General features: G+C 60.4%; 18 protein-coding genes and 1 pseudogene. 8 read left to right on the plus strand and 11 right to left on the minus strand.

What is annotated here, in order from left to right; all coding sequences use genetic code 11:
• Positions 1–72: 72 nt before the first annotated feature.
• The 5 genes from ileS to ACXHXG_RS03450 all read right to left on the minus strand — a co-directional run bounded on the left by ileS (position 73) and on the right by ACXHXG_RS03450 (position 7,479).
• Positions 73–2,955: an isoleucine--tRNA ligase gene (gene ileS, locus ACXHXG_RS03430; protein ID WP_457898491.1), complete on the minus strand. Its 2,883-nt coding sequence runs from the start codon at positions 2,953–2,955 to the stop codon at positions 73–75.
• A gap of 317 nt (positions 2,956–3,272) precedes the next feature.
• Positions 3,273–4,256 carry a bifunctional riboflavin kinase/FAD synthetase gene (locus tag ACXHXG_RS03435; protein WP_283049336.1) on the minus strand — a complete coding sequence of 328 codons (984 nt, stop codon included), beginning with the start codon at positions 4,254–4,256 and terminating at the stop codon, positions 3,273–3,275.
• A gap of 15 nt (positions 4,257–4,271) precedes the next feature.
• Positions 4,272–5,120 carry a TIGR01459 family HAD-type hydrolase gene (locus ACXHXG_RS03440; protein WP_457898492.1) on the minus strand — a complete coding sequence of 283 codons (849 nt, stop codon included), beginning with the start codon at positions 5,118–5,120 and terminating at the stop codon, positions 4,272–4,274.
• A 104-nt stretch (positions 5,121–5,224) separates the two neighbouring features.
• Positions 5,225–6,661, minus strand: coding sequence for a chromate efflux transporter (gene chrA / locus ACXHXG_RS03445; RefSeq protein ID WP_457898493.1), 1,437 nt, complete (start codon positions 6,659–6,661; stop codon positions 5,225–5,227).
• On the minus strand, positions 6,658–7,479 hold the full coding sequence (locus tag ACXHXG_RS03450; RefSeq protein ID WP_457898494.1) for a chromate resistance protein ChrB domain-containing protein: 822 nt from the start codon (positions 7,477–7,479) through the stop codon (positions 6,658–6,660). The genes chrA and ACXHXG_RS03450 overlap by 4 nt, the downstream gene beginning before the upstream one ends.
• Positions 7,480–7,746: 267 nt before the next feature.
• Between ACXHXG_RS03450 and groES the strand changes: the two genes are divergently transcribed.
• From groES to ACXHXG_RS03465, 3 genes are all read left to right on the plus strand, one after another.
• The gene (gene groES / locus ACXHXG_RS03455) at positions 7,747–8,043 is read left to right on the plus strand and encodes a co-chaperone GroES (RefSeq protein WP_004109735.1); all 297 of its coding nucleotides are present in this window, start codon (positions 7,747–7,749) and stop codon (positions 8,041–8,043) included.
• A gap of 75 nt (positions 8,044–8,118) precedes the next feature.
• Positions 8,119–9,759 (plus strand): chaperonin GroEL, encoded by a 1,641-nt coding sequence (groL, locus tag ACXHXG_RS03460; RefSeq protein WP_104822124.1) that lies wholly within the window; start codon positions 8,119–8,121, stop codon positions 9,757–9,759.
• A gap of 589 nt (positions 9,760–10,348) precedes the next feature.
• Positions 10,349–10,795, plus strand: a complete 447-nt coding sequence (locus ACXHXG_RS03465) for a hypothetical protein (RefSeq protein ID WP_199773562.1) — start codon at positions 10,349–10,351, stop codon at positions 10,793–10,795.
• A 64-nt stretch (positions 10,796–10,859) separates the two neighbouring features.
• Here the strand turns inward: ACXHXG_RS03465 and ACXHXG_RS03470 are convergent, their stop codons facing one another.
• Positions 10,860–11,567 carry a glutathione binding-like protein gene (locus ACXHXG_RS03470; RefSeq protein ID WP_104822122.1) on the minus strand — a complete coding sequence of 236 codons (708 nt, stop codon included), beginning with the start codon at positions 11,565–11,567 and terminating at the stop codon, positions 10,860–10,862.
• A gap of 214 nt (positions 11,568–11,781) precedes the next feature.
• Here ACXHXG_RS03470 and ACXHXG_RS03475 point away from each other — a divergent pair, with 214 nt between their 5' ends.
• Positions 11,782–12,225 carry a DoxX family protein gene (locus ACXHXG_RS03475; protein ID WP_104822121.1) on the plus strand — a complete coding sequence of 148 codons (444 nt, stop codon included), beginning with the start codon at positions 11,782–11,784 and terminating at the stop codon, positions 12,223–12,225.
• 80 nt (positions 12,226–12,305) lie between these two features.
• On the opposite strand, the gene hisG is transcribed toward ACXHXG_RS03475, so the two are convergent.
• The 3 genes from hisG to hisS all read right to left on the minus strand — a co-directional run bounded on the left by hisG (position 12,306) and on the right by hisS (position 15,799).
• Positions 12,306–13,001: an ATP phosphoribosyltransferase gene (gene hisG, locus ACXHXG_RS03480; protein WP_457898495.1), complete on the minus strand. Its 696-nt coding sequence runs from the start codon at positions 12,999–13,001 to the stop codon at positions 12,306–12,308.
• Entirely contained in the window at positions 13,001–14,119 is a 1,119-nt protein-coding gene (locus ACXHXG_RS03485) for an ATP phosphoribosyltransferase regulatory subunit (protein ID WP_104822119.1), read from the minus strand. Before ACXHXG_RS03485 ends, hisG begins: the two co-directional genes overlap by 1 nt.
• Positions 14,120–14,275: 156 nt before the next feature.
• Complete coding sequence (hisS, locus tag ACXHXG_RS03490) at positions 14,276–15,799, minus strand: histidine--tRNA ligase (RefSeq protein WP_104822118.1); 1,524 nt, start codon at positions 15,797–15,799, stop codon at positions 14,276–14,278.
• Between the two features lie 166 nt (positions 15,800–15,965).
• Here hisS and relB point away from each other — a divergent pair, with 166 nt between their 5' ends.
• The 3 genes from relB to ACXHXG_RS03505 are packed head-to-tail and all read left to right on the plus strand — an operon-like array spanning position 15,966 to position 17,052.
• On the plus strand, positions 15,966–16,193 hold the full coding sequence (relB, locus tag ACXHXG_RS03495) for a type II toxin-antitoxin system RelB family antitoxin (RefSeq protein WP_104822117.1): 228 nt from the start codon (positions 15,966–15,968) through the stop codon (positions 16,191–16,193).
• Positions 16,177–16,446, plus strand: a complete 270-nt coding sequence (locus ACXHXG_RS03500) for a type II toxin-antitoxin system RelE family toxin (protein WP_104822116.1) — start codon at positions 16,177–16,179, stop codon at positions 16,444–16,446. The genes relB and ACXHXG_RS03500 overlap by 17 nt, the downstream gene beginning before the upstream one ends.
• Before the next feature lie 57 nt (positions 16,447–16,503).
• Positions 16,504–17,052 (plus strand): 2'-5' RNA ligase family protein, encoded by a 549-nt coding sequence (locus tag ACXHXG_RS03505; protein ID WP_457898496.1) that lies wholly within the window; start codon positions 16,504–16,506, stop codon positions 17,050–17,052.
• A 57-nt stretch (positions 17,053–17,109) separates the two neighbouring features.
• Here the strand turns inward: ACXHXG_RS03505 and ACXHXG_RS03510 are convergent, their stop codons facing one another.
• Positions 17,110–17,385, minus strand: a complete 276-nt coding sequence (locus tag ACXHXG_RS03510; protein WP_104822114.1) for a LysR substrate-binding domain-containing protein — start codon at positions 17,383–17,385, stop codon at positions 17,110–17,112.
• Positions 17,386–18,287, minus strand: a pseudogene (locus ACXHXG_RS03515) (LysR family transcriptional regulator).
• A gap of 110 nt (positions 18,288–18,397) precedes the next feature.
• Here ACXHXG_RS03515 and ACXHXG_RS03520 point away from each other — a divergent pair.
• Entirely contained in the window at positions 18,398–19,423 is a 1,026-nt protein-coding gene (locus ACXHXG_RS03520) for a zinc-dependent alcohol dehydrogenase family protein (RefSeq protein ID WP_283051451.1), read from the plus strand.
• The last annotated feature ends 9 nt before the right edge of the window (positions 19,424–19,432 follow it).

Here is a 19,432-nt window from a genome sequence, read left to right on the forward strand (position 1 = left end):
CAAAAATCGGGCCATTTTCAGGCAGCTTTTACCGGATGAATGCCTCAAAGGCAATTCACCCGGTAATTTTCTTCAGTTGACAGCCATCAACTCGCGCAGAGCGGCCGCATCACGCGCAGAGACGTCGGGATATTCCGGATCGGAACCGACATCGGTGGTGATGCGCCAGGAGCGGGCGCACTTGCGGCCTTCGGCCAGCTTCGGCACGACACTTACCTTGGCGGCATCATCCAGGCGGAAGGCATCGGCGGGGCCTTCGCCGCCATTGATGGCGATGTCGGAGGTGATGCAGATTTCCGAGAAGTCCTGTCCTTCCAGCACCTTCAGCAGCTCCGGATCGGCAATATAGACGACGGGCGCGGCTTCCAGCGAGGAGCCGATGCGCTTGTCCTTGCGCTCGATTTCGAGAGCTCCGGTGACGACGCTGCGCACTGCGCGGATCTTTCTCCACTTCTCGGCCAGCGCCTCGTTCTTCCATTCGCCGGGAACGGTGACGAACTGTTCGAGATGCACCGAGACCGCCTGTGGATTACGCGACAGCCACGCTTCTTCCGTCGTGAACGGCAGCATCGGCGCCAGCCAGGTCACCATGCAATCGAAGATCGTGCGGATGACGGCAAGCGCTGCACGGCGGCGCAGACTCGACGGCGCATCGCAATAAAGCGCATCCTTGCGGACATCGAAATAGAAAGCCGAAAGCTCGACATTCGAGAAATCGATGAGGGCGCGGGCGATCCGCTTGAAGTCGAAGGCATCGTAGCTTTCGCGCACGAGCTCATCGAGTTCCGCAAGACGGTGCAGCATGAGCTGCTCGAGCTCCGGCATCTCGGCACGGGCGATCACCTCGCCCTTGTCATGTGCGAGCGTTCCGAGCATCCAGCGGATGGTGTTGCGCAGCTTGCGATAGGCATCAATATTGGTCTGGATGATCGTCTTGCCGACGCGCAGATCCTCGGCATAATCCGACGTCATGACCCATAGGCGCAGGATGTCGGCGCCGGCATCCTTCATCACCTCCTGCGGCGAGGTGACATTGCCCTTGGACTTCGACATCTTCTCGCCCTTCTCGTCCATGGTGAAACCATGGGTGAGAACGGTATCGTAAGGCGCGCGGCCGCGCGTCGCGGCGCTTTCGAGCAGCGACGAATGGAACCAGCCGCGATGCTGGTCCGAGCCTTCCAGATAAAGGTCGGCCGGCCATTTCAGGTCCGGACGGTCTTCCAGCGTGAAGGTATGGGTCGAGCCCGAGTCGAACCAGACGTCGAGGATGTCCATGACCTGCGTCCAGGGCTCGTTGGCCTTTTCGCCGAGGAAGCGCTCGCGCGCGCCTTCGGCGAACCAGGCATCGGCGCCTTCCTTTTCGAAAGCGTCGAGGATGCGGGCATCGACACCCTCATCCTGCAGGATTTGACCCTCGTCATCGACGAAGATGCAGATCGGCACGCCCCAGGCGCGCTGGCGCGACAGAACCCAGTCCGGCCGCTGCTCGATCATGGCGCGCAAGCGGTTCTGGCCGGCGGCGGGCACGAAACGCGTATCGTCGATCGCTTTCAGGGCGCGCGAACGCAGCGTCGTGCCGTCAGCAAGGTCCTTGTCCATATAGACGAACCATTGCGGCGTGTTGCGGAAGATGACCGGCTTCTTCGAGCGCCAGGAATGCGGATAGGAATGCTTCAGCCGTCCGCGCGCAAAGAGCGTGTTCGTCTCGATCAATGCCTTGATGACCAGATCGTTGGCATTGCCCTTCTTGCCGTTGTCGTCCATGACGCGGCCGCCGTCGAAGCCGGGGGCGTCGGCCGTGTAGAAGCCGGCATCATCGACCGGGAACGGGATGCGGGAGGAGATCCCACGCGCTTCAATCTGGCGGGCATGGCTCGTCCAGGCGTCGAAGTCCTCGCGGCCATGGCTTGGGGCGGTGTGCACGAAGCCGGTACCGGCATCGTCGGTCACATGATCGCCATCGAGCAACGGAACCTTGAAGTCGTAGCCGAGCGACGCCAACGGATGGGCGCAGATGCTCGCACCAAGCTCATCAGCGGTCACATCGCGCAGGCGCTTGAACTGCAGCTTCGCCTTGGCGAAGGATTCCTCGGCAAGCTTGTCGGCAAAGATCAGCTTTTCGCCTGGGCGCGGACCGAAATCATTGGCGGCTTCCGTCACCTCGTACAGGCCGTAGGAAACCCGCGACGAATAGGAGATCGCCCGGTTGCCGGGGATCGTCCAGGGCGTCGTGGTCCAGATGACGACGAAGGCATCGGCGAACGCCGCCGGACCTTCGACGACCGGGAACTTCACCCAGATCGTATCGCTCTCGACATCGGCATATTCGACTTCGGCTTCCGCCAGCGCCGTACGCTCGACCACCGACCACATGATCGGCTTGGAGCCGCGATAGAGCTGACCGCTGCGGGCGATCTTCAAGAGCTCGCCGGCGATGCGGGATTCGGCGTGGAAGTTCATCGTCAGATAGGGATTGTCGAAATCACCGACGATACCGAGACGGCGGAATTCCTCGGACTGGATCTTGATCCAGCCTGAGGCGAAGTCACGGCATTCCTGGCGGAATTCGTTGACCGGGACTTCGTCCTTGTTCTTGCCCTTCTCGCGGTATTTTTCCTCGATCTTCCATTCGATCGGCAGACCGTGGCAGTCCCAACCCGGAACATAATTGCTGTCATAGCCGCGCATTTGGAACGAGCGGGTGATAACGTCCTTCAGGATCTTGTTCAGCGCGTGGCCGATATGGATGTTGCCGTTGGCATAGGGCGGGCCGTCATGCAGCACGAATTTTTCGCGGCCGGCGGCGGAAGCGCGCAGCTTCTTGTAGAGGTTCATTTCCTGCCAGCGCTTGACGAGCTCCGGCTCCTTCTGCGGCAGGCCGGCGCGCATCGGGAAGTCGGTCTCAGGCAGGTAAAGGGTTTTCGAATAGTCGATCTTTTCAGCGGTATCGGTCATTGTTCTGACAATTGCCTCGGCGTCTCGGGCGTTTTGCGCCGGAAAGGCGCAGCCATATGGGGATTTTTCGGCGGCGGAAAGCGCCTCGGGAACAGGCGCCCAAAACCCGGACCTTCCGGCCGCTTAAAGCGCGCGGAAGGCCGGGCCAATAATTCGTATCGATGGGCTCAGCCGAAATTGGGTCATGGTTGGCGGTTCATAGGCGTTTTTTGCATGGAAAGAAAGAGGGGTCAGCCGCCGCAGGGCATAGAAACCCGCTGATGCTTCCGCCCGCGGCCAATCGGAGCCCGCCCAATCAGGCCCGTGCCGCGTGACAATCAAGAAAAGGCGATGAACCGGTCGATATCCCCGAGCGGGCGGACGCCGGCGAGCAGCGCCCTCGCCTCCTCTTCATCCTTCCTGATCTGCGCCACCAGCGGGTCGAGGCCGTCGAACTTCAGTTCGGGCCGGAGATAGCCGAAGAAGGAGACCGAACAGATCTGGCCATAGAGATCGCCACTGAAATCGAAAACGAAAGTTTCGAGCAGCGGTGCGCCATTGTCGGTCACCGTCGGGCGCCGGCCATAGCTGGCGACGCCATCGCGAATGACGCCATCGGCGGCGCGAAAGCGCACGGCATAGATACCAGCCTTCAGCTCCGCTTCCGGTGGCAGCCGCATATTGGCGGTTGGGAAGCCCAGCGAGCGGCCGAGTTTTTCGCCGCCAATGACCTCTGCCTCGACCGTATAGCGATAGCCGAGCAGACCCGCAGCCTCCGCGACCTCGCCTTCCACCAGCAATGCCCGAATGCGGCTTGACGAAACCACTTCGGCATTTTCATCGCGAAAGGCGTCGATCAGCGTCACGCCGAAGCCGTTCTTGCTGCCGGCATTCATCAGGAAGGCCGGACCGCCCTGGCGGTCATGGCCGAAATGGAAATCGAAGCCGGTGACCACTTCGGAAGCATGCAGCCAGTCGATCAGAATCGAATGGACGAATTCATCGGCGGAACGCTGCGAAAAGGCCCGATCGAAGGGATATTCGATGACGGCGTTGAAGCCGATCGCCTCGAGGAGCCGCGCCTTCAGCGGCGCCGGCGTCAGGCGGAAAACCGGCTGATCGGGCCTGAAGACGGTCCGCGGATGCGGCTCGAAGGTCAGGACCAGCGCCGGCACGCCGCGCTCCCGGGCGATCTCCAGCGCGCGATCGAGCACGGATTGATGGCCGCGATGCACGCCGTCGAAATTACCGATGGCAATGACGCCGCCTTTCAGATTGTCCGGCAGCGGTTCGCGGGTCTCATTGCGATGGAAGACGGTCATCGGCTACCACTCTCCTCAGACAAGGCGCGGCATCCACCACTTCGGCGACGCCTGTTCGCGCGCCAGGAAGGCGCCAAGCGCTGCCTCGTCGGTGTGACCGTCGACGACATATTCGCGGGCATGGATACCATGGCTTATATAAAGAAGATCGAGGCCGTAATCGAGCGCGCCGCGCACATCGGTCGGCATGCCGTCACCGATGGCGACAACGCGCGACATCGGGAATTCGCCGCGCGCTTCGCGGGCGGCTGCGATCGAGGCATCGTAGATCGGCTGATGCGGCTTGCCGGCAATCCGCGTTTCGCCGCCGAGCCGATCGTAATAAGCGGCCATGGCGCCGGCGCAGGGGATCATGCGGTGGCCACGCTCAACGACGAGATCGGGATTGGCGCAGATCAGCGGCACATTACGGGCCGACCAGGCTTTCAGCATGTCGGTATAATCGTCGGGGGTCTCGGTTTCGTCATCGAAGAAGCCGGTGCAGACGATGCTCTCAGCCTCATCGACCTCGACGCGCTCCACGTCCAGCCCTTCGATGATGGCGATATCGCGCTCAGGACCCAGCAGAAATACCTTCTTCGGACCCTCGGCAATCAGGCGGCGAGTAACGTCGCCGGAGGTAACGATGCGGTCATAGGCGCTGTCGGGAACGCCGATCTGGCGCAATTGCTCGACCACTTTCGGCGCCACGCGGGGAGAATTGGTGATGAGGACGACGGTCAGCCCTTCGCCGCGCGCAGCTTCCAGCGCAACCGGCGCGTCCTCATATACCGACACGCCGTTGTGCAGCACGCCCCAGACATCACAGAGCGCGACATCATAAAGTTTGCCGATCTCGCGGAAGCTTTCGATACGCTTGCCCATGCAGTCCTCGTGGTCAAAGAAATCACGGGCTGACATTGCAAACCGGCCGGCAAATTACAAGAGCGGAGCGCAGGTTTTTGCACCGCACATAGACCGCTTCCGATTCATCCGGCGAAGCGCAGCAGGCAACCGGCCAAGGCAGATATGCCGAGTACGGTTGCCACCCCTGCCCGATGACGGAAGACGAGCACAGTGGCGAGAATGAAAAGCAGCAGCGCGGAAACATCAAGCGTAGTCCAGACCGGCCAGGCAATGCCGGCGATCGGAACGTTGGCATAGTCCCCACCCTGAATCTTGACGCGGTGGCTCAAAAGAACGAGCCGCCCGGTATCGGCGAAGAGCACATGCAGGCCGAACCAAACCGACAGATTGGCCATGACGCCAACGATCGCGGCCGTTATCGCGGCGAGAGCCGCCGACAGACCGGCGTGACCGCGCAGCCGCTCGATGAAAGGGGCGCCGGCGAAAATGAAAAGAAAGCTCGGTGCGAACGTCGCCCACGCCGCGAGGCTGGCGCCGAGGAACCCTGCCGTCAAAGGATCGAAGCCGAAGGGATTGCGGAAGCCGGCCATGAAGCCGACGAAACAGAGGACCAATACTAGCGGTCCTGGCGTCGTCTCCGCCAGCGCCAGACCATCCAGCATCTCGCCCGGCCGCAGCCAGGCGTAATGCTGGACAGCGGTCTGCGCGACATAGGCAAGCACGGCATAGGCGCCGCCAAAGGTAACCACTGCCATGCGGGAGAAGAAGGAGAAGATGGCGCCGAAGACATTTGTGCCGCCACTTAGCGTTTCGGCGACAATATCCTTGGGTCCATTTATGACATGGATCAGCAACAGCGGCGCCTGCCAGATCGCCAGCCAGCATAAGAGCGTGACCGCAGCGGTCCGCAGGCGGCCACTTCGCAGCGCTCCGATGCCGATATCGGTAATGGCAAGCCGAGGCAGTCGCGGCCGCCAGTGATCATCATGATAAGCGCGATAGAGAACCCGACCATAACCCGAGAGGCCGGCCAAAAGCACCACCAGCGGAAATGGCAGATCGAAGACGAAAAGCAGAGTGAAGCTTGCGATCGCAACGGCAATATGAAAGCGGGTTTTCAGCGCCCGGCCGCTCAGCCGGATCAGCGCCTGCAGCACGATCGCCAGCACACCGGCCTTAATGCCAAAAAAGACGGTCGCAAGCAGGGTGGTATCGTGAAACAGGGCGTAGAAGGCCGATAGCGCCAGGATGACGGCGAAGCCCGGCACGATGAACAGAAGCCCCGCGATCAGGCCGCCACGGATGCCATGCAGCAGCCAGCCGATATAGGTGGCGAGCTGCTGCGCCTCCGGTCCCGGCAGCAGCATGCAATAGCTCAGTGCATGCAGAAAGCGCTCTTCATCGATCCAACGCTTCTCATCGACGAGGATGCGATGCATCAACGCGATTTGCCCGGCCGGGCCTCCGAAGCTTAATACGCCAACGCGCGCCCATACACGCGTGGCCTCACTGAGGGATGGGGTCGCGGCGAGATCGTCAACCAAAACGGTTTCACTCACGATTTTTTAGCTCCATGCGATACCCAGTCATGCTTTTCCTGCGTCGCGTCGCGCGCCCAGCGATAAAGCGCGTCATAACACAACATCCCTGCATCCAACTGTTCAATATCGTCAGCATACATGCGCGACAATCCGAGCGAGACGGCAAGCAAGCCGGCCGCCTGCGGTTCGAGGTCGAGCCTGTTGGTATCGGCGCCCCTGACGATGCGGGAAAGATGATGAAGCGCCGGGAGTTCGAGCCGGAATTCCTTTACCATCGTATCGAAAGTGCATTCCTCGTCGCGATGGCTCCAAAATACCCCTTCCACGTCGAAGGGCGTCGCGCCGAAATGTTGGGCGACGCCGTCGACTTCCTGAGGCGTGACAAAGAGAAACGACGCGCCGGGATCGACGAAGCGGCGGATCAGCCAGGGGCAGGCGATGCGATCGATCTTCGGCCGGGCGCGGGTCACCCACACGGTCGCACCCGACGCATTGGCCCCAGGCAGAATCGAAACCGGGATCAGCGGCAATCCCGCCGCCCGCCAGGCATCGAGGCCACCATCGAGGATTTCCGCCGCAGTACCGGCCCGCCGCAGCCAGGCGGCGACACCTTCGCTGAGCTTGCCGCCATGCTGACAGAGGCAGACGACATTGCGGCCGCGAAATTCGTTAGCCCAAGCCTGAACGTTCTCATGATCCCGACGTCGCGAGGCCGGCAGCAGATAAGGATCGGCCTCAAAATCATCGGCGTCTCGAACATCGAGTATTGCGGGCGCTTTCGGCGTACCCAGCAGACGAAGAAGCTTTTCGGGAGTGATGGCGTTGAACGAAGTCATGTTACGTCCCTTCCAAAAGAGATGGACGCGAAACTCCGGCATGACGCCTCGTGGGGTATTCGCAAACCCCATATTGAAGATTTTCCGGCAAAAGCTGCGGCAAGTCAACGAAGAGCTGTCCGAAAAAATTCACGGACACATTCTTGACTCGTTTAGCGCCCAATCCTAAATCACCGTCCGCTAGCACTCGCTGAGGCAGAGTGCTAACAAAGCCCCATACGGATCCCCTGCTGATCCGTGAATGTCATTTGATCGAGGGATTAGACAATGGCAAGCACCAATTTCCGCCCCCTTCATGACCGTGTCGTCGTTCGTCGCGTCGAGTCGGAAGAAAAGACCAAGGGTGGCATCATTATTCCGGACACCGCCAAGGAAAAGCCGCAGGAAGGCGAAATCGTCGCCGTCGGTTCTGGCGCCCGCGATGAATCCGGCAAGGTCGTAGCACTCGACGTCAAGGTTGGCGATCGCGTTCTGTTCGGCAAGTGGTCCGGCACCGAAGTCAAGCTCAACGGCGAAGACCTTCTGATCATGAAGGAAGCCGACATCATGGGCATCATCGGCTAATCCAGCCGGTTTCCCCTTTTCCGATAAAGCTGACGGGCCATAAACCCGGACAACGCGAATTCAGGAGTTTCAAACATGGCAGCTAAAGAAGTAAAATTCGGCCGCAGCGCCCGCGAAAAGATGCTTCGTGGCGTCGACATCCTCGCTGACGCAGTGAAGGTCACGCTCGGCCCGAAGGGTCGTAACGTCGTTATCGACAAGTCCTTCGGCGCTCCGCGCATCACCAAGGACGGCGTCACCGTCGCCAAGGAAATCGAACTCGAAGACAAGTTCGAAAACATGGGCGCACAGATGGTCCGCGAAGTTGCTTCGAAGACCAACGACATCGCCGGCGACGGCACGACGACCGCAACCGTTCTTGCCCAGGCCATCGTTCGCGAAGGCGCCAAGGCCGTTGCAGCCGGCATGAACCCGATGGACCTGAAGCGCGGCATCGACCTCGCCGTTGCCGAAGTCGTCAAGGATCTCCAGGCCAAGGCCAAGAAGATCAACACCTCGGAAGAAGTCGCACAGGTCGGCACGATCTCCGCAAACGGCGAAAAGCAGATCGGTCTCGATATTGCTGAAGCCATGCAGAAGGTCGGCAACGAAGGCGTCATCACGGTTGAAGAAGCCAAGACCGCCGAAACCGAACTCGAAGTCGTCGAAGGCATGCAGTTCGACCGCGGCTACCTCAGCCCCTACTTCGTGACCAACCCGGAAAAGATGATCGCCGACCTCGAAGACGCGTTCATCCTCCTGCACGAGAAGAAGCTTTCGAACCTCCAGGCCATGCTCCCGGTTCTCGAAGCTGTCGTGCAGACCGGCAAGCCGCTCCTCATCATCGCTGAAGACGTCGAAGGCGAAGCTCTTGCTACGCTCGTCGTCAACAAGCTGCGCGGTGGTCTGAAGATCGCTGCCGTCAAGGCTCCGGGCTTCGGCGATCGCCGCAAGGCCATGCTGGAAGACATCGCCATCCTGACGGGCGGCACTGTCATCTCCGAAGACCTCGGCATCAAGCTCGAATCTGTCACCCTCGACATGCTCGGCCGCGCCAAGAAGGTTTCGATCTCCAAGGAAAACACCACGATCGTCGACGGTTCGGGCGCTAAGTCCGACATCGAAGGCCGCGTTGCCCAGATCAAGGCCCAGATCGAAGAAACCACCTCCGACTACGACCGCGAAAAGCTGCAGGAACGTCTTGCCAAGCTCGCTGGCGGCGTTGCCGTCATCCGCGTCGGCGGCTCGACAGAAGTCGAAGTCAAGGAAAAGAAGGACCGCATCGACGACGCTCTGAACGCGACGCGCGCGGCTGTTCAGGAAGGCATCGTACCGGGCGGCGGCACGGCTCTGCTGCGCTCCTCCGTCAAGATCACCGCAAAGGGTGAAAACGACGACCAGGAAGCCGGCATCAACATCATCCGCCGTGCTCTGCAGGCTCCTTGCCGCCAGATCGCTGAAAACGCTGGTGATGAAGCCTCCATCGTTGTCGGCAAGATCCTCGACAAGAACGAAGACAACTGGGGCTACAACGCTCAGACGGGCGTCTATGGCGACATGATCTCCATGGGCATCGTCGACCCGGTCAAGGTCGTTCGCACGGCTCTGCAGGACGCAGCTTCGGTTGCTTCGCTGCTGATCACCACCGAAGCCATGATCGCCGAGCTGCCGAAGAAGGACGCTCCGGCTGGCATGCCAGGCGGCATGGGCGGCATGGGCGGCATGGACATGATGTGATAGGGCGTCAGCCCGATCACAGGAATGTCCATAAAGCTTCGCCCATGCATCTTTGATGCTTCAGGCCGCCAAGCGGCCTGAAGTGGCGGCATGGACATGATGTGATAGGGCGTCAGCCTTATTGCGACTGTTCATTCCGGCATCCGGAATTGACGAAGGGCGGCCCTCGGGTCGCCCTTTTCATTTATGATGAACCCGCTGCCGCGCAAGGTTCGACAGATTTTGTAACTGCGCAAATTTACGCAAATTGCCCCATTGCCGTTTTTATAAAAGCTCCTATAAATCGCAGCGCAATGACGTTCGGGGGGACTGTTGCAGAGCACACAAATTTTACTTGATTTCGGCCCGCCTTATCCGCGAGCAGGCACAGTCATAACCTTTTGGATAGATAGTTCAGGTAGAATCATTACTTGAAGTGACTTGAAGCATTCAATTGACGATCCGGAAGCACGCCCGGGGGGATGGGTTCAGCGAGGATGCCTTCGCGATCCGTAGCTGTGCAATATACGGAGCCACGCTCTGATCAATAAGGCATGGAATTCGATTGAAGCGCGCGCAGGGGAACCCGCGCCTCAAGCTGGGGAATATCTTGTTCAAGATCGCCAAAGCCAATCTTGCTGCACCTTTCGCTCCGGGGTCATTGGAGTTCAGTGGACATGACCCTGATCTTCTGGCGCAGTTCTGTGTCTCCGAGGGATGGACCGGTGATTTATCGAGCGGCATCATCAAGCTCGGTCAATGGGGCACCATGCTGCACGGGTTGACTTCGTCCGAATGCGGCCTGTTGAGCCTGATGCATTGCTACGACGCCCATGACCGTGCCCGCATCCTCGACCTGTTCGAGCAGGCAGCAACCGCCTCGTCCAGCTTCTGCTACTCCACCACCGCACTCGGCGTCGGGGGCCACCGCCAACCGATCTTCTGCGTCGGCGAATCCATCGGCACGGAAGGAAAACACGCCGGCAGCATGGTGGGCGTCTTCCTGTTTCCGCGTTTCAAGCTCGAGCCGGGCAGCCAGTTGGCGAGCCGGCAGTAGATCCTAAACGCAAAAGGCCGATCCTTTCGGACCGGCCTTGCATCTTGCGCGGAAACACTCGCGATCAATCCCGTTTCGGGATGTTCAGCCCGCGTTGGCTCGCCGGGCGAGCGATAGCGCGTTCAAGCCAATCCGTGACCGCCGGGAAACTTGCGAAATCGAGAACTTCCCGGCCGCCGTAAAAGACATCGACGCCCCGGACCCACGGGAAAGTGGCAATGTCGGCGATGGTATATTCGTCGCCCATGATCCACTGGCGGCCCTGCAGGCGGCTTTCCAAGACGCTCAACAGGCGCTTGCTTTCATCACGATATCGCTCGACCGGATAGGCGTTGTTGGCGACCTTGTCGGCGGCGAATTTGAAGAAGTGGCCGAACTGTCCGAACATCGGGCCAATGCCGGCCATCTGGAAGAACACCCACTGCAATGTTTCATAGCGCCCGGCCGCATCCCGGGGCATCAGCTTACCTGTCTTTTCGGCGAGATAGACGAGGATGGCACCCGATTCGAACAGGCCGATCGGCTTACCGTCAGGGCCGTTGGGATCGATGATCGCGGGAATGCGGCCGTTGGGATTGAGCGAGACGAATTCCGGCGACTTCTGGTCGTTGGTGCTAAAGGAAATCAGATGTGGCTCATAGGGAAGCCCAAGTTCTTCGAGCGCAATCGATACTTTGACGCCGTTCGGCGTCGGCAGTGAGTAGAGCTGGATAATATCCGAATTGCTGGCAGGCCAGCGCTTGGTAATTGGAAATGAAGACAGATCGGCCATGGGGCTTCCTTCTGAAAATCATGATTTGGCGAATGAATTCGCGCCAACATAGTCGATATGGAGCATATGGGAAGATGTCGACCGCAGGGAGATTGTTCAACAATTGTGAACTAATCGTGCGCACTTGTTTATCTTTCCAATCGCACTAAAATCGCGAATAACGGGTCTCAGAAATTGTCGCTCGCGGCACTCACCACCTTTACAGGAGACCGTCATGTCCAACACCAATAACATCATCATCCTTGTGGCGCGCATCCTGCTCGCCTTCATGTTTATCTTCGCCGGCTTCGGCAAGCTGGCCGATCCGTCAAGCACCGCAGGCATGATTGCCGGCGCCGGCATGCCTGCCGCCACGCTTCTCACCTATCTCGCTGGTGCCTTCGAATTCGTGACCGGCGTCTGCGTTCTCGTCGGCTTCCAGATCCGCATCGTGGGCTGGCTGCTCGCCCTGTTCTGCGTCTTCACCGGCATTGTCTTCCACCTGCCGACCGTCAACGTTCCGGATTTCCCGGCTGCCGCCAATGGCTGGATCAACGGCCTGAACTTCGTCAACTTCCTGAAGAACGTCACGCTCGCTGGCGCCTACATCATGCTCGCCACCAATGGCCCGGGCGCCTATTCGCTCGATGCACGCCGCGGCGCCTACGCAGCCGCCTGATCGCTCAAGGCCTCCCAAGCATCAAAAACCCGCCGGAACTTCCGGCGGGTTTTTTGTATCGTCAAACAGATCGGGAAATATCAAAGCGCGCCGCGCACGACGGCGATGATGCGCTGAACCAAGGGATCGCTCTCATGGCTTTCCTTGCGCGCCCGGACGAGGCAGGCCTCGGAGCGCAAGATGATCCCATCAGACAGAACCTTCAGATGGTTCGCCCGCAAGGTCGAGCCGGTGGAGGTGATGTCGACGATGATGTCGGCCGAACCGGAAGCGGGTGCTCCTTCGGTGGCGCCGAGGCTTTCGACGATGCGATAGAGCTGGATGCCGTGCTGGCTGGAGAAGAACTGCTGCGTCAGCCGCCAATATTTCGTCGCGACCGTCAGCCTGCGACCATGGCGGGCGCGGAAATCGGCGGCGACGTCGCCGAGATCAGCCATGGTATCGACATCGAGCCAGATATCCGGCACCGCGACGACGACATCGGCATGACCGAAACCAAGCCTTGCGCAGAATTCGACACGGCGATCGGCCTCCGCCATGCCTTCGCGCACGAGATCTTCGCCGGTAATGCCGAAATCGACGCTGCCATTGCCGATCTCGCGCGAGATTTCCGAGGCCGACAGGAAAGCGATCTCGACGCCGTCCCAGCCTTCGACACGGCCGCGATAGGAGCGATCATTGCCGACGGCGACGATGGGCATGCCGGCGCGCTCGAAGACCGCCGAGCAATCGTCCTTCATGCGGCCCTTGGAGGGAAGCGCTATGGTGATGGTCATCAGGCGGCCCTCGCAGTTTCGATGCGGTCGAGCCAGAGCGCGAAGCCGACGGCCGGAATATGATCCTTCGCGCCGAGCAGTGTCAGCAGCCGGTCAAAACGGCCGCCGCCGGCGAGCACTGCCGGCGATCCTTCCACCATCACCTCGAAGACGAGGCCGGTGTAATAGTCGAGCGGACGGCCGAAGGCGGCGCGATACTCGATCTGGGCAGCGTTGACGCCGGCCTTGGCAAGGGCCGCAACGCGGGCATCGAAACGCTCAAGCGCAGTTCCGAGCTTCAGCCCGGCCGCATCGGCAAAGCCGGCCAGCGCGGAAGATGCCTCGGCGAGCGGCAGGCGGAGCGACAGGAATTCCTCCAGGACACCGAAAGCGGCATCATCGAGCCGCGTTTCCGAGAGAACCAGCTTTTCGCGAAGACGGCGGGCGATCTCCTGCGGCGAGCGGCTGGCATTGGTGGAATAGCCGGTCGCCTTCATGGTGCTGTCGATATGCTTGACCAGCCCCTGCTCGTCGCCGCGCGTCAGAAAATCAAACACATGCGGATCAAGGCCAGTGACCGGCTGCGGGCTTGCGAGCCGTGCCAGCAGCGTTTGGAGCTGCGTCATATTGCCGAAGGCATGCACCAGGCGCTTCTGCCAGCCGGAGGGCAGACCGAGCGCCTGCACGACGGCCTCGAAAACGGCTTGATCGCCGAGCGTCACCGATAGCGCCCTGCCCGGCACCAGCCGATTGAGAATGCCGATGGCATCACCGATGAGGCGGGCGTCGGCGCCGGCGATATCGCGGTCGCCAAGATCTTCTATTCCCGCCTGATAGAATTCATTGCCGCCTTCGCGGCGCTGGCGGAAGATCTCGCCAAGATAGGAATAGCGCTTCGGCGTACCGGTCGCGGTCTCGATATGACGCAGGCAGACAGGAATGGTGAATTCGGGACGCAGGCAGAGGCTGGCACCGGTCTCGTTCTCCGTCATGAAGATACGGCGGCGCAGGTCTTCGCCCGCCATGTCGAGAAAGGGCTCGGCCGGCTGGATGATCGGCGTATCCACCCGCTCCGTTCCGCGGGCACCGAACTCGGCTAGGAGATCGCCGGCAAAATCTGGGAGGTTGATCAGGGGCATGGGAGTACCTCCTCCTTCTCCCCGGCGGGGAGAAGGGAATAGACGCATCTTCCATCGCCCTTCAACCTCGTGAAGATCGACAGGGCGCGACACAAGAGGTCGTCCCCTCGCCCCGCTTGCGGGGAGAGGGCTAGGGTGAGGGGCAAGGCCGCACACTCAGACATTGCCGGCCGCCCTCTTGCGGTCTTCCGCCTGCGCCGCCAAAATCTCCTGCACCTTGGTCACCAGATCGGCTTCCGGCGCGGTTTCCTGCGCGACGCGGGCCTCGCGCCAGCTCGCATTGTCCTCGATCTCGCCGGAGAGGCGCTTGCCCTCGATCAGATCCTTGAGTTGCACGACACCTTGCGCGCGCTCGTCGCCGCCCTGAATGATGGCGATCGGGCAGCCGCGGCGATCGGCATATTTGAGCTGATTGCCGAACTTCTTCCAATTGCCCTGGAACATCTCGGCGCGGATACCGGCGGCGCGCAATTGCTGAGTCATCCGCTGATAGCGGCCCATCGCCTCGACATCGCCGTCCATGACGGTGACGAGGACGGGGGCGATCACCTCGTCCTGGCCGAGCTTGCCAAGGTTCTTCAAGGCCGTCATCAGGCGCGAGACGCCGATGGAGAAGCCCGTGGCCGGAACCGGTTGCCCCATGAAACGTGAGACGAGTCCGTCATAACGGCCACCGCCGCCAACCGAGCCGAAGACGACCTTTTCGCCCTTTTCATTGGTAACGTCGAACAGGAGCTCGGCTTCGTAGACCGGGCCGGTATAATATTCGAGGCCGCGCACGACGGACGGATCGATCTTGATGCGATCGGAATGATAGCCGGCGCTGGTGACGAGCGAGCCGATCAGGTTCAGCTCCTCGACGCCTTCGCTGCCGTTGGACGTGCCGGCGACAAGCTCAGCAAGCCGGACGGCACTTTCGGCATAATCCTTGATACCGACGAAGAAGAGCACCTTCTCGATTTGGTCGGCGTTCAGCCCGGCACCCTTGGTGAAATCGCCGGACTCGTCCTTGCGGCCCGGCCCGAGCAGCAGCGCAACACCTTCCGGCCCGAACTTGTCGAGCTTATCGATGGCGCGCAGCACGTTCAGCCGCTGGCCCGCCTTGTCGTCGCCGCCGAGACCGATCGCCTCGAGCACGCCATCCAGAACCTTGCGGTTGTTGACGCGGACGACATAGTCGCCGCGCTTAATGCCAAGCGACTCCAGCGTGTCGGCCATCATCATGCACATTTCGGCATCGGCCTGCACGCCCGGCGCGCCGACCGTATCGGCGTCGAACTGCATGAACTGGCGGAAGCGGCCCGGGCCTGGCTTCTCGTTGCGGAAGACATAGCCGGCACGATAGGTGCGGTAGGGAAGCTGGATTTCGTTGAAATTCTCCGCGACATGACGGGCGAGCGGCGCCGTCAGGTCGTAGCGCAGCGACATCCACTGCTCGTCGTCATCCTGAAGCGAGAATACGCCCTCGTTCGGACGATCGCTATCGGGCAGGAACTTGCCGAGCGCATCGGTATATTCGAACAGCGGCGTTTCGACGGGATCGAAACCATAATGCTCATACACGGCCCGGATCTTGGCGGTCATTTCGTTGACGGCGCGAATATCGCTCGCCGAACGATCGACAAAGCCACGCGGCAAGCGGGCCTTGAGCTTCTGCGGTTTCTTTTGTTTATCGCTCATTTGCAGGATAATCCGGTACGGGAACAGTGGCGGTTAACTAGCGGATAGCGCGGGATGCGGCAAGGATTGTGTATGTTCTCATCTGACAAAACTGACAGTGACAGACGGACCTGAAGCATCTATATTTGGGATACACGCATCCCGACTGTTACAGGGACCAACTTTAATGAGCAAGCAGACAGCTATCCGTTTGCCAGATGAGACCTATGAGCGCCTACAGGCTCTGGCCGAACGCACCGGTCGTACAGCAACCTACTATATCCGGCAGGCGATTGAAGCACATCTGCAGGACCTGGAGGACGTGTATTTGGCTGAGCGGGCCATGGAGCGGATTAAGAAGGGCGAAGACGAGATCGTAAGCTCCGAGGAGTTCTGGCGTGGTCTGGACGATTGAGTACGCCCGATCTGCTCGCAAATTCGTTGAAAAACTCGACCCAAAGACACGCAGGAGAATAAGGGACTTTCTGGAAGAGCGTCTTCCGAGCCTGCACGATCCGCGCCAGGTCGGCGACGCTTTGCAAGGTGCAAAACTCGGAAACTATTGGCGTTATCGGGTTGGCGACTATCGGATCATTTGCGATCTGCAGGATAGCCGGCTGGTCGTGTTAGTCGTCGAAATCGGCAACCGTCGCGACATCTATCGTTGAGCGCCCCTTACTGCGGTGTGCGTGGGAATTTGAGCGGACGACCCGGACGTGGAAACCATGCCCTATGCGATCAGCCTGAAATCCACCAACAATACGGCGTTGCCTGTCCTCGATCTCTGGCGGCAGGCCAGCGCCTTTGAAACCGTGCCGTCGATGCAAGGGCTGAACTATCCTCCGCATCTGACCTTTGCCATCTACGAAGATATCTCGCCAGACCGTCTCTGCGAGGCCGTTCGCAAGGCTTTTCACGAGATTCCGGCAATGTCCGTGGAATTCTCAGGCATCCGGCACTTCAGGCATGACGTGCTGGTACTTTGGGCGCGGCCGGTCGATGATAGCGCCTTGCGACACGCCCACGAGGCTGTTCATCGAGAAATCGATCCTATCCTATGTGATGAGCACTATCGTCCCGACCATTGGCAACCTCATTGCACGATCGCGATGAAAATCCCGACGGCATCGGCCGAAACAGTGCTGACCTGGGCTGCGGAAACGCCGGCAAGATTTACCGTGACATTCGATGTTGCCGATTGCGTGAGATACCCTCCCGTCGAGATCCTGAGCGAGGTCAAACTAACGCCTCGATTTTCCGCCGAGATTCCTTGAGCGCAATCAAGCACGGCAAGTAAGTCAGAGAGTGGAGGCGGCTCTATGCCGCTTCTTTCATTGTTCGAGATGCGTACGGCGGAATACAGTATCCAGCCAATCGGAAACGGCTCGGATGCGAACAAGGTGGCGAAGCTCGGCGTGTATGAGCAGCCATATCCCACGCGTCGGCGGGTTTCTGTCGCCGCTATCGACGCGACAAAGCCCATCGACATTGTCGGCCAGAATTTTCGGCAGGAGCGCGCGCCCTAATCCTGCAACAGCAGCCTGAAGCAGAGCTTCGGCATCGTTGACCGCAAGCGGACTGGAACGGCCGGATTTTTCCGCCTGCACTCAATTCATAATATCAGGCAGGCGTGCCGCCAGGAGGTCTATGACCGCACGCATCTTCAACGAGAGCTGCGGCACCTGCGGCCAAACCGCGTAGACATTGACGGCTCGACTGGAAACATTCTTCAGCGCCGGCGTGAGCGTGCCGGCAGCCACGTAGTCACGCACCAGCCAGCAAGGCAGCCACGCGATCCCCATCCCGGACGCCGCCGCGTCGGCAAGGACCTCCAGATCATCGAAGCGCAGACGCGTTTCGGGAAAATAATCGACGGCCGTGCCGTTCTCCTGCAGGAAGGTCCATTTCTTCGTTCGCCCGATCTCGCATAGACGATGAGGTCATGGCCGGCGAGGTCGTCGATGGCCTGCGGCGCACCTCTTGCGGCAAGATAATCCGGCGACGCGCAGAGCGTCATGCGATGAAGGGCGACCTTGCGGGCGGCAAGGCCGGCTTCATCGCGCAGCACGCCGTTGCGAATGGCCAGATCGAACCCCTCCTCAAAGAGATCGACCACCCGATCACTGAAGGAGAGATCCAGTTCGAGCTTGGGATGCATGCGGGCTAGTTCCAGCAGCAGCGGCGCGGCACAGCGGCGGCCAAAGAGGACGGGCATGGAGATGCGCAGGCGCCCCGTGACCTCGCGCTTTCCCGATTCCAGCATGGCCTCGCCCGACTGTATCTCGTCCAGTGCCCGGCGGCAGCGCTCGTAAAAAGCCTGGCCTTCATCTGTCAGGCTCTGCATGCGCGTGGTGCGATGAAACAGGCGAGTGTTCAGGCGCCTCTCCAGTCTTGCGATCGCCTTGCCGATCGCCGAGCGCGACAGATTCATGCGCGCCGCCGCCGCCGAAAAGCCGCCGGCTTCGACTGCCTCCACGAATTCCGGAATGCCGTTGAGCATGTCATTCATGATGATTGCTTCCTCATAGGAACCAGTTAGCGGAATTTATATCGCCACTGACGATCAAGAGGCAACGATATAGTGGCTCCATTGCTTCCAATTCCTCACAGGAGATCATGATGACGAAGATTATGAAGCGCTGGACCCTCGAGACAATCGCCGTCGGCGCCCCCTTGAACCTCACGGAAACAGCGGTTCCCACGCCTGCCCGCGGCGAAGTCCTCGTGCGGGTCAAGGCGGTTTCGCTGAACTATCGCGACAAGCTCGTTCGCGAGACCGGCATGGGCCTGCCAATCCAATTTCCCTTCGTGCCGGCTTCCGACATGACGGGTGTCGTCGAAGCGGTGGGAGACGATGTCACCAGATTTTCGACCGGCGATCGTGTCATTTCGACCTTCCACCCGGGCTGGATCGACGACAAGCCGCTCGGCGATGCCCGCAATCCTCCTTATAAGACGCTTGGCGGCTTCTATCCCGGCGTTCTCTCCGAATATATCGCCGTGCCGCAGGACTGGCTCGTCTCGGCGCCCAAGAGCCTCGATGACGCCGAGGCAAGCACACTGCCTTGCGCCGGTCTGACGGCATGGTTCGCCTTGGTGGAACGCGGCAAGATCAAGCCTGGCGATCGCGTGCTGGTGCAGGGAACCGGTGGCGTGGCGCTGTTCGGCCTGCAGATCGCCGCCGCCCAGGGAGCCGAGGTGTTCGTGACCTCATCAGGGCCGGAGAAGCTGGCACGGGCAAAGGCGCTCGGTGCCCATCACGGCATCGACCGCAATACCAGCGATTGGGTGGAGGAGGTCTATCGCATTACCGACGATCGCGGCATCGACCATATCATTGAAATCGCCGGCGGACCGAACTTCGCTCAGTCGCTGAAGGCGGTGACGCCTCATGGCCGTATTTCCGTCATAGGTGTTCTGGAGGGCTTCGACATTTCCGGTCCGGCGGCGCCGCTGCTTTTGAAGTCTCCCGTCGTGCAAGGCATCAGCGTCGGCCATCGCCGCTCGCTTGAAGATTTCGTACGTGCGGTGGACAGCATCGGCCTGAAGCCCGTCATCGCCCACCGCTATGCTTTCGGCGAGGTTCCGGAGGCCTTCGATCATCTCGATCGCGGTGCCTTCGGCAAGATCGTCATCGAGCTTTGATAGCAGCCG

The sequence above is a fragment of the Rhizobium sp. LEGMi-198b genome, assembly GCF_054114205.1.

Excerpts from the sequence above, each read along its gene's own strand:
- ileS (WP_457898491.1), bottom strand. The coding sequence starts at position 2,955 with ATGACCGATACCGCTGAAAAGATCGACTATTCGAAAACCCTTTACCTG.
- ACXHXG_RS03435 (WP_283049336.1), bottom strand. The coding sequence starts at position 4,256 with ATGACCGTCTTCCATCGCAATGAGACCCGCGAACCGCTGCCGGACAAT.
- ACXHXG_RS03440 (WP_457898492.1), bottom strand. The coding sequence starts at position 5,120 with ATGGGCAAGCGTATCGAAAGCTTCCGCGAGATCGGCAAACTTTATGAT.
- ACXHXG_RS03450 (WP_457898494.1), bottom strand. The coding sequence starts at position 7,479 with ATGACTTCGTTCAACGCCATCACTCCCGAAAAGCTTCTTCGTCTGCTG.
- groES (WP_004109735.1), top strand. The coding sequence starts at position 7,747 with ATGGCAAGCACCAATTTCCGCCCCCTTCATGACCGTGTCGTCGTTCGT.
- groL (WP_104822124.1), top strand. The coding sequence starts at position 8,119 with ATGGCAGCTAAAGAAGTAAAATTCGGCCGCAGCGCCCGCGAAAAGATG.
- ACXHXG_RS03470 (WP_104822122.1), bottom strand. The coding sequence starts at position 11,567 with ATGGCCGATCTGTCTTCATTTCCAATTACCAAGCGCTGGCCTGCCAGC.
- ACXHXG_RS03475 (WP_104822121.1), top strand. The coding sequence starts at position 11,782 with ATGTCCAACACCAATAACATCATCATCCTTGTGGCGCGCATCCTGCTC.
- hisG (WP_457898495.1), bottom strand. The coding sequence starts at position 13,001 with ATGACCATCACCATAGCGCTTCCCTCCAAGGGCCGCATGAAGGACGAT.
- ACXHXG_RS03485 (WP_104822119.1), bottom strand. The coding sequence starts at position 14,119 with ATGCCCCTGATCAACCTCCCAGATTTTGCCGGCGATCTCCTAGCCGAG.
- hisS (WP_104822118.1), bottom strand. The coding sequence starts at position 15,799 with ATGAGCGATAAACAAAAGAAACCGCAGAAGCTCAAGGCCCGCTTGCCG.
- relB (WP_104822117.1), top strand. The coding sequence starts at position 15,966 with ATGAGCAAGCAGACAGCTATCCGTTTGCCAGATGAGACCTATGAGCGC.
- ACXHXG_RS03505 (WP_457898496.1), top strand. The coding sequence starts at position 16,504 with ATGCCCTATGCGATCAGCCTGAAATCCACCAACAATACGGCGTTGCCT.
- ACXHXG_RS03520 (WP_283051451.1), top strand. The coding sequence starts at position 18,398 with ATGACGAAGATTATGAAGCGCTGGACCCTCGAGACAATCGCCGTCGGC.